The sequence below is a fragment of the Bradyrhizobium hipponense genome, from assembly GCF_008123965.1.
Taxonomy (GTDB): domain Bacteria; phylum Pseudomonadota; class Alphaproteobacteria; order Rhizobiales; family Xanthobacteraceae; genus Bradyrhizobium; species Bradyrhizobium hipponense.
In genome coordinates this window covers 1-10,658 of record NZ_VSTH01000202.1, presented here as the reverse complement: position 1 = coordinate 10,658, position 10,658 = coordinate 1, and the positions used below count along the sequence as shown (strand labels likewise).

The following is a 10,658-nucleotide window of genomic DNA, read 5'->3' as shown; positions in this document are numbered from 1 at the left end:
TGTCTGAGACGGCGCAGTCAGAAAAGTCGGCGCATGGGCTGGCCGGAGTTCGAGACCCTGACGACACGCTTCCGTCTGCCCGTTCCACGCATCACTCGCACTTGGGCGCAGGCGCGGATATGACGCGGGTTACCCTCGGGAAGAGCCGGGTGCGGGAAAGCCGCCCGCCCGGATCTGTGAGGGCGAAAGCCAAATGGCTGAGCTACTCGACCACGACCCGACGATGCGCGCAGTCTGAACCCTTGGAATCCCTGATTGATAGGCCTCGTCTACCCGCGTATCTCTTTAGAGCCGCACCGGCTGCCCCATCGCAAGCCTACCCGCAACCTCGCTCATTGGAGCAAGGCGCGGAAGGACTCCATGTGCGTCAGTCGCGTTTTCGTAAGCGATGGGCGTGCACCTAACTTTAGGAGGCCCTTAGCCTGCTCCGGATGGCTGCGGTGCCATGTGTCGTGTGAAGATGTTTCAGGAGCAACAGAAGCCGCTAAGCAACATCTTTCAAGCATTCCGCGGCAGCCCGCGAACCTGCATGTTCATGTAGAAATCGAGAACACGGAGCGTCAGGCGCACAAAATTGATCTCCGGACGCTTAATGAGCGTTACGCAAAAATTTCGGCTTCCACAGCAAGCGGCGGCCGAAACGGTGGCGAGCCCGCGTCCCACGTCAAGGTGGCCTTCATCGCAGGCCGGCGCGCCGCCGAACTTCATCCGCTGGATTGAAAAGTGGCCCCAATCTTGCCTGGACAGTCATACACTTACTCGCCCAACTTGAGAGCGGGCACTCGCTAGTTCGATGAGGTCAAGCATGATTGATATTCCTCCCCCTCGAGGCAACCGTTGGCCTAGATTGCCGTTCAACGGTGCTCCTTTAGGTGTTCTAATGATGGAGCGCATGGGAAGCGAAAATCGCCCCTTCATACCCGGGGACACGGGTAATGCCAGCACATGGACTGTCCCTGCGCGCTACAAGGTGGTGCCTGGGTTGAGTGTCTCGCGGATTTTTGCGCCAGACGCCGGCGAAATGCTCTCGACCGTAGTTGAGGCGGCAAAAGAGCTTGCGCGCGAAGGCGCGCAACTAATCACCTGTCAATGCGGGTACTCGATCCAGTATCAAGCGGCAGTCCGCGACGCGGTGGATGTACCCGTGTTTCTGTCGAGCCTTCTCCTCGCGCCTTTTCTCGAAAGGATGCTCCCCCGCGGCAAGGCACTCGGCATCATGGTCGCAAGCAAGTCTGTCCTGACGCCGGACATGTTGGAAGCTGCAGGTCTGCCCGCCAGCCTGGGGCGCAGGGTGGCTATCGTCGGACTCGAGGATACTCCCGCGTTTGCCGAGAGCTGGATTAGGAGCGTAGGTCGGCTGGACGTCAAAGCCGTCGAGAAGGATGTGGTGGATACCGCCGTAGCTCTCGTAAACGACCGGCTCGATATTGGGATGCTGCTACTGGAGTGCGGCGACTTGCCCCCTTACGCCGCCTCAGTCCAGAGTGCGACCGGCCTTCCAGTTTTCGACTATACATCGATGGTCGAGTTCTTCATTGGCGGGTTGGTGCGTAAGCCGTTTACGGGACTGATATAGGGGCACGGCTCAGAAAAGCGGCCGAGGCCGGACGCCTCGGCGGCCCAACATGTTCGCTCGATGCTCAGCCAGAGCGCGAGCCGCCACACAGTAGATGGTCCACGATTTCGGGCATCGCTCCGCTATCCGCCAACTTCTCGGCTGGTATCGTGACAGAAAATGTCGAGCCGCAACTACCGGCGATTTCCGCTTACCTTAGGCACGTGCGTGCGCCACACCTATGGGTAGCTCTCGGCCTATCCGGAGCTTAGGAGAGGCGATCCGGTGCCTCCGATAGCGGCCGAGCGCCTCCAGTATGGGGGCGAGATGCGCCGCGAGGAGGCGATGCAGCCATCTTGCTCTGTCGAAGAGCGGCACTTATCAGACGTGCTACGTGATGGCCTTTTGCTTGCACTGACAAGTGACCATAGTACGCCGCGCTTCGCACGCGACATGGTATCCCTCCGTTGAGGGCCGCCTTGTTTAATGGACGCGAGCGCTGCAGGTCCTAGGGGTAATCCTAGGAGAAGCGCTATGACAATTTCGCGGGCGGAGGTGATCACATCGGTCGAGCGGCGGCGTCGGTGGTCGCAGGGAGAGAAGGAACGGCTAGTTGCGGCATCACTCGAACCGGGAGCCACTGTTTCCGAGGTGGCTCGCAAGGCCGGCCTTCATGTGAGCCAGCTGTTCAGGTGGCGCAAAGAGCTTTGCAAGCACGGTGAGACGAGTATCGCGCGGTTAGTGCCGGTCGAGATTGGGCCGTCTGTGCCGCCGCGGGACGTGGCCGAAGCGCCATTGACGACGGCGCCGGCGCGTCGACGGAAGCCCGCGCAGCCAAGCCGATATCGATCTTGTTTCGGTGATCTTGTCCATGGAATCATGTTGCCCGATTTGCCTTCAGCGGACCGATGACCGCTAGGTGTCCAAGAGTATCTTCTTCCCACACTGAGTTCGCGATCGCGCCGCCCAAGATGGACTCACGCGCTGGGCTGTGCAGTTACGGCTCACAGGAGGCGCGCCATCGGCTTTGACCTGCTCGCCAATTAATCTCGCAGGCTTGCTGGCCGATGAAATTGGCTCTTTGCGCATTTCACCGGCGCGTCCGCCACTGCATCGAGCTTTTGCCGCGTATTGGCGCGAAGGAGACGCGACAGCGGAACGATAATCCGAACGCTTGATCCGCCGGCATTGCGCGGTGGGCGCGCCTGCGCGAACCGCGACCGCGGTGTGGTCGACAATGATCCCAAGCTCGTGTGCAAGAGGGCGCAGAGCCGCAACCCGAATTCGCACGCGACGCACACGATGAGCTGAGAGGCGATAATCTTGTGAGCCATCACTGCGACTATTTGGGAGGCGATACTGATGGTATTTTCTATTCAAGGCTTGTGCCAAGTGCGAGAGCTTGAAATTAAACCTGTTTGAGCGAACCGACGTCGTGAGTCCGACGGACTGTGTCGCGATCTGGCAGCCGGCGTCAGAAAGGCTTCACGACCGGGTCCTTAACACCACGGTTTCAAGCTTTCGACGGACTAGGATCACATGGCCAAGGTGCGGGACATGGTTGGCATCTATGTCTCACCACCAGAGCATGTGTCCTTTCATTCGGCGGTAGATCTTGGTTCTCACTCGCTTTTTGACGCAGTTCTCGCGTCTATCTGGCGCTCTGCTGGGAGGAGGAGACTCAGGCCCAACTGATTTCATCGCAGCTTAGGCCCATGAAACACTGAAACATGCTTTCGCAAATTTCGAGGAGCTGGCACGAAAGATGCTGGGTTGTTCCCTCTGCCCGAGCGCGCGGCGCAAGTCGCTCACTGGCCTAACCGAAATGTCGGAGGTGGTTACGTTGAACGTACAGGAGACCTGAGGAATTCGGGCATTCACAGGCCCACCAGGAAATGAAGCAACGACGCGCATCTTGAAGAAGTGGTCTCGCGCCGAAGGTCAAAGGGGTGAACGGGAATGGCAGCGATCTCCGAGCAGCAAGCCGATGTCTCGGAAACCCATATGATGGAGCTTCTTAGTTGGATCACTGAAGCGCCCGATCTCCGGGGGCTGAGGAAAATCGAGTGTGGTGCCAATGTGGGTTCGTCAGAGTCCGGCGAGATCATTTTAGGTGGTGTCAGCCTTGCATGCATGCCGCCGGGTTTCGCTTTCTCGGACGGCAGCATTGCCAGTCCCGCTCGCGCATGTCTCGGCGGACCAGCGAGCCTCGGGCGAACTCTCGGGGATCGAACAAATATTGAGCCGTTTCCGCGACTTCTTGATCAAGCAAGTCTGTGTTGAAGAGAGGAACCAAATGACCAAGTTCCTCAACCATACTGAGCTTCGGCGGCTCGCGAAGCGGCGCTTGCCGCGCGGCATCTTCGAATACATCGATAGGGGCACCGAGGACGAGAACGCGCTCCTACATAACCGGCGTGCCCTGGACAGAGTGCTGATTAAGCCTCACATGCTGACCGGCGACGCAACTCGCAGCCAAGTCGTTTCGCTCTTCGGTCAAATTCATGACGCGCCGATCATTGTCGCCCCGACCGCCTTTGCCGGGCTCGTGTGGTATCGCGGAGAGATAGAACTGGCCAAAGCCGCCGCGGCAAATGACATACCGTTCTGCGCCGCAACAGAAGCGATCACCTCTGTGGAAGAGATCGCGGCAGCAAGCACAGGTCCGATTTGGTTTCAGCTCTATCTATGGGAAAATGAAGAGCTCTCGCGAGACCTACTCCAGAGGGCATGGAACAGCGGCGTGCGGACATTGGTGGTGACATGCGACAACCCTGTCACTGCCAACCGGGAATACAACACCCGCAACGGCTTCGGCGTACCCTTCAGATATTCCGCCCGGAATGTCTGCGATGTTGCTCTCCATCCGCGCTGGGCGCTCAGCGTATTTGCGCGCTACCTGGCGACAGGCCACGTGCCGGCGCGCGCAAACTATCCACCTGCCTATCGCAGTAGCATATTGGGCAAGGGTAAGGCCCTGCCCTACGAGCCCAATCTTGGCTGGGGACACATTCGTAGGCTCCGCGATTTCTGGAAAGGCAATCTTGTCTTAAAGGGCATCCTTCGCGTGGAAGATGCGATTCTCGCAGCGGAACTCAACGCGGACGGCATTATCGTCTCAAATCACGGCGGACGCAGCCTAGACAGCGCCGTGGCACCGATCGAAGTACTGGCGGAAATAGTTGACGCAGTCGGTGAGCAGATGACAGTGATTGCCGACAGCGGCGTCCGGAGAGGCAGCGATGTTCTAAAACTTCTTGCTATGGGGGCGAAAGCTGTCATGGTTGGTCGGATTCTTCTATACGGCACCGCCGTCAGCGGAATGCCCGGCGCGAGCCGAATGATTAGGATTTTGCGGCGCGAACTCGACACTGCTATGGCCATGAGCGGTTGCAACGATCTCCGCAAATTGAACAGAAGCCTCCTCGAGAGACCCGGTCAGTCTGGGAGCTGATTGGCAAGGATGCAGCCGGCGGTGAACGTACCGCAATTGAGGTAAGCGAAGCTTCCTCCGATCGGGTCTGACCCCGCAATCTGCACCGGGCGACGGAATGTCTGGTTAAGGATCGCGATGCATTTCCGACCTCTACGACTTGCGTGCCCAACATTGGGCACGATGCATCAGATGGACAAGCGATTTATGCATGATCGAGACGAGGATTGCGGAAATCTGCTACGTCGCGTGCCATTCTTCCGTCCCGGCCAAGGATCTCGCAGCCGCCGCGCGGGGGTGTCAAGATTCGCGCATTGGCGGCAACCGCACGACCAGCCCTGGGGCGCCCACAGGTAATCCTCGCCCTTGGTCAATAAATGCCAGCTGAGCACAGTGAGCTTGCCAGGTGGACCACGGCGAGTGCATGATTAGCTTCCACCGAATATTGGTAGGAGGAATTCGGCGAAGGCAGATCATATGAAGGTCGCGATGATGACGGCCCATTAGGAGGTATGGGCTACTGTGAGGCCATAACACATGATGGAATCTCTCCTCGTGCCCAAAGTAAGCGGTGAGCGCCTCGGTGAAGTCCTATTGGCGTTCTACCGCGCACCCTTTAGTGTCTTGATGCTCGAGCGCATGGTGTCCGGAATCGCCGACCGCTACCGCTGAGGACGACGGTTCTGTCGCAACGGAAACTTGACGCGGCGCCTCGCCGATCATTCAGCAGGCACCAGCCTGTGAAGAACTGTTTCGACGTCGCGGTCGACATGGTGCTGGTGTTTAAGGCCGATACCAGCTTCGACGACTGGCCGATATCGTCGCATTTGCCGAGGCGCGCTGGTCGGAAAGGTGTGCTGAGTGGATTGCGGTATATGTCAGGGCTTTGTGCGCGATCAGCGGCCGAGGCGATCGTCTGCGCCAATCTGAAGGTCGCTGTCGCCGCGACGTGTCGCTCTGCGGACATCAACTTGTCGACCGAGATGGTCCGGGCATTGCGGCACTGCCATTCGCCCAAGCTGCGCGATAAGCATTCAACGCTTTCTACTGCCGCAGCTATGGAACCAGCGCTTATTCTCAGTCAACGTAGCAACCCGGAGGCGACCGCCGATCTCAGTGCCAAGATATGCCGAAGGCGTAAGCCGCAACGAGCTGTTCACACAAATCGACAAGCCGGCGCTCGAATGCCTTTGCCTCCGCTGTGGACGATAATGTCGAGTCCCCGGTCAGCTTCGCGGGATCACGTCGAGTTCGCGAAGAACTTGAGACGCGCATCACTGACCGAAGGGTCAAGATCCCGTACAACCTCCTCATGGCGGGCAGCCACACCTACTCTAACGTACCTGGCGCCCATTGCGGAAGCATGTGCCGAGCGCGCATAGGACATGGAAATGCGGATTACACGAGAAGTGGACACGATCGTCAAGGCAATCATGAGGCGAAGCCTCGGGCCAAAGAAAACTTGTGCCCGAATCCAGGCCGCCTTCCGGTGTCGAAACGACATCGGCGCGACCACCTCGGCTCGATCACGTCGATTCTGCAGCACGGGGGGCGATCGCACCTTCACAAAAGAGACTGGACAGCCCACCGATCCGCACAGCAAAATACGCGGCACCGATTGCTCTCGCTTAAGGAAGAAGAGATGACGTTGACATGTCTAACCTATGATCCTCCTTCGCCGGGCCGCCACCCGATGTACTCGAGGTGATGTGGGTTGCCGTGGCACGGCTCGACGGTGTGGAAAAGCAGCTCCCGGTCGAGAACTGGAACGAGATCATCGGCGATAGCACATCGCCGCACAACGTCACTTCAAGGGCGGAAGCCGACGCAAAGCTGAGGCTAAGCGTCAGACTGCTTCAGATGAGCCCGCCACCAACCTGATGGTCCCTGCGAGACCGTCTCAGCAGGCGCCCGAAATGATTGGCATCCTCGGCGGATTGAAGCGCTAGAGCTGGCCGGATCCGCCCGGAATCCAAAGTCGGTCTCGTTGGAATGTGCGCTGTGCGAGAAGACGGCAAGCCTGGATCTGTGAGTGCTAAAGCCAACTCGCTGAGCTATTCGACCATATCCGATACGGGCCGCGTCGCAGGCGCACCCTGATCTGATCTGCTGAGAATAGCGGCGTCAGCTTACCATCTGTCAGCTAGAAAGCGAGCTGATCTGACGGCCAATCGAGCAGCCATTTCATTCTTAGATGCTGCCACTGCGGGGACGCCGTTAACGTGAACGCATCTTACTCTACTCTCGCGCGCTCTCGCCTATCCGCTTTGGTAGCTGTCAAGCGACGTCGATAATGGTTCTTGAGCCAACCAGCCGAGCAGTGCGCAAGATTGACAGAACTTCCATGAGGACAGCGCCTGGATGAACATGCATCGCGGGACCTCCGCGCGTGATCAGGGAAGGCTATTCGCGGCATCGGCACCATGGGCAACTAGTTCAAATAGGGCGTTTAGGCACAAATATTAAAGCATGAAGGTCGATCAACTCGGGGTAAAGTGAACATGCCTGACTGGTTTATTGGCGAACTACGCAAAGTATTCGACAAGAGCTCAGTGCTGACCGACACCGACATCGAGCCGCGCTATTATCACGATCTGGCGGGGCAACCGGTCGACAAGCCACGAGCGGTCGTCCGTCCTAGAACCACGGAACAGGTCTCGGCTTTCCTGCGGCTCTGCCACCGCGAAAGAGTGCCCGTAGCGACGCAAGGCGGCATGACAGGGTTGGTGCGCGGCGCGCTGCCGAACTCGAGTGAGATCGTGCTATCGATGGAGCGCATGAATGCAGTCGAGGAAGTAGACACCTTGGCAGGCACTGCCGTTGCACAGGCCGGCGCACCGCTGCAAAAGATCCACGAGAAGGTTGAGCAGGAGGGCTACATGTTCCCAATCGATCTTGGGGCGCGCGGTAGCTGCACAATCGGCGGAAACATTTCCACTAATGCCGGCGGCAATCGCGTTATCCGCTATGGCATGACGCGGGACCTGATTCTTGGTCTTGAAGTCGTTACCGCCGACGGCATAGTGCTGCAGGGTTTGCGCAAACACATCAAGAACAATACTGGAATTGACCTGAAGCAGCTTTTCATCGGCAGCGAGGGAATCCTCGGCGTCGTAACGCGAGCCGCATTGCGCATCTTTCCCGCACCTGCAGAGCGGCAAGTGGCGCTTTGCGCCGTGCCCTCGTTTCCTCAAGTCACCTCATTCCTGAGAATGGCGCGAAAGCATCTTGGCGGCGAGCTAACAGCGTTCGAGTTGATGTGGAACGAGTACTACCGCCTCACCGTCGAGCGCGTGAAAGGGGTGATCGGGCCGCTACCCACGCATTACCCGTTTTATGTGCTGGTTGAAGCGTCCGGTGATCACGTCGATCGCATCCATGCCGATCAGGAGAAGCTGCTCGAGGCCGCGATTGTCGAGAACCTGATCGTCGACGCAACGCTCTCGAACACGAACGCGTCCGCAGAAGCGATGTGGCGCATCCGCGATTCCAGCGGAGAACTTGCCCGCACTTTTCGTTACGCTGCACGGATCAGCTTTGACGTCAGTCTCGCGATCGACAGGATGGATGAATATACGAGGGCGATCGGCGCAAGCATCAAGACGATCGACACCAGCGCGTTCCTGATCGTCTTCGGTCATGTGGGTGATGGCAACCTGCATCTCGACGTGCATCACGAGAACACTCCCACAAAAGGTGAGGACCTTGAGAGACTCGTTTATCAAATCACCGGCGATTTCGACGGGTCGATCTCGGCCGAACACGGGATCGGTATCCTGAAGCGCCCGTATTTGAAAATCAGCCGGACACAAGAAGAAATCGAAACGATGCGTATGCTCAAGCGTGCGTTCGATCCGAATCATATTCTAAACCCGGGACGCATCTTCACGATGTGAATGGATGGTCTGCTCCAAGCGCGTGAAGATATTTTCTCGGCCGCAGTGAGCGAGCCCTCATTCCGAGTTACGTTTGTACTCATCTGCGGACAGCCGGTGAGATGCAATAGGGTATCCTGCCGTCTGTCCAAGTCTAATATAGAACGGGAGCAGCCAGTTTCCTGGGAGTTTGCGGACTGGAATTAAATCATAGACGGACGTGGTCCGCATCATGTGGTTTGCGGGCGCTACGGTTACCAGCATGCGCGGCTTGCGAGCAGCATCTGTTCGAGCCAAGATCTCTTTGGCACGCGCGTCTGTTGACTTGTCGCACGACGGCGTTGCTGCCGATCATGAGGAGGGGCCGAGGCGGGTTCCTCCATCTGTCGCGCCGATGGAGCTGACAGTCGAGGGCCAGATCCGGGGTACCGGCGGCGCGTGCTCTTAAGATTGATAAAAGTAGATCGAATACAGAAGCAGATCATAGGAATATAAAGGAACATGAGGCCCGGCGTTCGGTCTCCAATTTTGTGCCGCAAGCATGGCGTCACCGACGCCAGCATTTTCAAATGGAAAGCCAAGTTCGGCGGAATGGAGGTCTCGGAGGCCAAGTGGCTGAAGACGCTGGAGGACGAGAACACGCGGCTGAAGCGGCCGTTAGCATGCGCCATGCTCAAAATCTGCGCCGCCGTAAATTGATAGACGGTCGACATGGCAGCGCTGGTGCGGCCCGCCCCGGTAGGGTCGGGGAACAAAGCCTCGGTGACAGGCATCGAAGAATTCGATGTAAAACGTCCAATTTGATGATGTCTTTAGGTCGGTTATAGCCCGTGGTTTGATGACCACCGGAATGGCTGCTTTCGCGCATGAGAGCTCGTGCGCTTTTGGCTTACAATGTGCGCCGGATCCGCGTCCAGCGCGGTATTCCGCAAGAGCAATTGGCTTACGATGCAGAAGTCGATCGCTCCTACATGAGCGGACTTGAGCGCCAACAAGCGGGCGCGCGGTACGATCACAACTATCTGGCTCTGCCGGCCATCATGACAGGAAAATGCCTTCTTGTCGCACCGGAAATCATCGTCAGTGATCTGGTGCGCGGGGGCGCGTTGCAAATCATCCCCGGCTCCCGCGCTCCAAGTGGCATGCAATATCGCGCCTATGCCGTAGATCGCAGCGCGCACCCCGAGATCGCACGTTCTTTTTGCCGATGGCTGGCTCGTCTTTGTAATAAGGTAGCACTTGCGCAGGCTGCCTGACGTCTGGCGGTGTCCCTCAATCCGGTACAGCGGGAGATCAATGCTCAAGCCGAGAGCGCTCAACCTAAGAGAACTATTCGAGCACGGCCGTCAAAGCCCACGGAGATAGCGCCCCTCTTTTGCAGTAATCAGGGCGCCCATAATGAGAGATCGGAGCGCAAAGACTTTATCCTAGCCGCCATCGTGCCATGTCAGCAGAAGAATTGGCAGGCAGAATGGAAGGTAGGCCGTTTATCGCGCCGCAACCCTTTACTTGTCATCCCTACTCGTGCGTTTGTCGAGCAATGCTCGCCAGCGAAGGCGCATGAGGCGCCGCCCTAGTTTAACAAGTCGAATGGTTCGGCTGCGCAAATCGTCTGTTTTCCAGGCGCGCTCGGCGATACGATGGCTTCCAAACAGGCCTTGCGCGATTTGGCGGTAGCTATTTCCTTCCCGCCATTCATCCACTGCGCGCAGCGCAAGGATCAGCCGACGCTGCTTCAAACCAGGCAAAGCGAGAGTGTCATTCGGCCTGCAATATTGACCCCCGTATTGCCGCA

General features: G+C 58.1%; 9 protein-coding genes and 3 pseudogenes. 9 read left to right on the top strand and 3 right to left on the bottom strand.

Annotation, left to right across the window (positions count from 1 at the left end; all coding sequences use genetic code 11):
• Positions 1–219: 219 nt before the first annotated feature.
• Positions 220–431: pseudogene (locus FXV83_RS44635) on the bottom strand (alanine dehydrogenase); the annotation flags it as partial.
• A gap of 67 nt (positions 432–498) precedes the next feature.
• On the bottom strand, positions 499–708 hold the full coding sequence (locus FXV83_RS43650; protein WP_210250792.1) for a hypothetical protein: 210 nt from the start codon (positions 706–708) through the stop codon (positions 499–501).
• 85 nt (positions 709–793) lie between these two features.
• Between FXV83_RS43650 and FXV83_RS39675 the strand changes: the two genes are divergently transcribed.
• The 9 genes and pseudogenes from FXV83_RS39675 to FXV83_RS39645 all read left to right on the top strand — a co-directional run.
• The gene (locus FXV83_RS39675) at positions 794–1,576 is read left to right on the top strand and encodes an AroM family protein (protein ID WP_347341101.1); all 783 of its coding nucleotides are present in this window, start codon (positions 794–796) and stop codon (positions 1,574–1,576) included.
• A 465-nt stretch (positions 1,577–2,041) separates the two neighbouring features.
• A complete protein-coding gene (tnpA, locus tag FXV83_RS45560; protein WP_148745485.1) occupies positions 2,042–2,467 on the top strand; it encodes an IS66-like element accessory protein TnpA in 426 nt (141 codons plus the stop codon).
• Between the two features lie 1,047 nt (positions 2,468–3,514).
• The gene (locus FXV83_RS39665; protein WP_148745484.1) at positions 3,515–3,838 is read left to right on the top strand and encodes a hypothetical protein; all 324 of its coding nucleotides are present in this window, start codon (positions 3,515–3,517) and stop codon (positions 3,836–3,838) included.
• Between the two features lie 13 nt (positions 3,839–3,851).
• Complete coding sequence (locus tag FXV83_RS39660) at positions 3,852–5,009, top strand: alpha-hydroxy acid oxidase (protein ID WP_148745483.1); 1,158 nt, start codon at positions 3,852–3,854, stop codon at positions 5,007–5,009.
• Positions 5,010–5,525: 516 nt separating this feature from the next.
• Positions 5,526–5,660 (top strand): hypothetical protein, encoded by a 135-nt coding sequence (locus tag FXV83_RS45040; RefSeq protein WP_283811750.1) that lies wholly within the window; start codon positions 5,526–5,528, stop codon positions 5,658–5,660.
• Between the two features lie 1,032 nt (positions 5,661–6,692).
• Complete coding sequence (locus FXV83_RS43330) at positions 6,693–6,869, top strand: hypothetical protein (RefSeq protein WP_187436482.1); 177 nt, start codon at positions 6,693–6,695, stop codon at positions 6,867–6,869.
• Positions 6,870–7,489: 620 nt separating this feature from the next.
• Positions 7,490–8,884, top strand: coding sequence for an FAD-binding oxidoreductase (locus FXV83_RS39655; protein WP_148745482.1), 1,395 nt, complete (start codon positions 7,490–7,492; stop codon positions 8,882–8,884).
• Between the two features lie 428 nt (positions 8,885–9,312).
• A pseudogene (locus FXV83_RS39650) lies at positions 9,313–9,538 on the top strand (transposase); the annotation flags it as partial.
• Between the two features lie 320 nt (positions 9,539–9,858).
• Positions 9,859–10,119 (top strand): annotated as a pseudogene (locus FXV83_RS39645) (type 2 periplasmic-binding domain-containing protein); the annotation flags it as partial.
• A gap of 249 nt (positions 10,120–10,368) precedes the next feature.
• On the opposite strand, the gene FXV83_RS39640 reads toward FXV83_RS39645, so the two are convergent.
• Positions 10,369–10,658, bottom strand: a 290-nt coding sequence (locus tag FXV83_RS39640) for a DUF2285 domain-containing protein (protein WP_148745480.1), incomplete at its 5' end; no start/stop codon positions are given.

Coding starts and splice junctions, on each gene's coding strand:
- FXV83_RS43650 (WP_210250792.1), bottom strand. CDS start 708: ATGAAGTTCGGCGGCGCGCCGGCCTGCGATGAAGGCCACCTTGACGTG.
- FXV83_RS39675 (WP_347341101.1), top strand. CDS start 794: ATGAGGTCAAGCATGATTGATATTCCTCCCCCTCGAGGCAACCGTTGG.
- tnpA (WP_148745485.1), top strand. CDS start 2,042: ATGGACGCGAGCGCTGCAGGTCCTAGGGGTAATCCTAGGAGAAGCGCT.
- FXV83_RS39665 (WP_148745484.1), top strand. CDS start 3,515: ATGGCAGCGATCTCCGAGCAGCAAGCCGATGTCTCGGAAACCCATATG.
- FXV83_RS39660 (WP_148745483.1), top strand. CDS start 3,852: ATGACCAAGTTCCTCAACCATACTGAGCTTCGGCGGCTCGCGAAGCGG.
- FXV83_RS45040 (WP_283811750.1), top strand. CDS start 5,526: ATGATGGAATCTCTCCTCGTGCCCAAAGTAAGCGGTGAGCGCCTCGGT.
- FXV83_RS39655 (WP_148745482.1), top strand. CDS start 7,490: ATGCCTGACTGGTTTATTGGCGAACTACGCAAAGTATTCGACAAGAGC.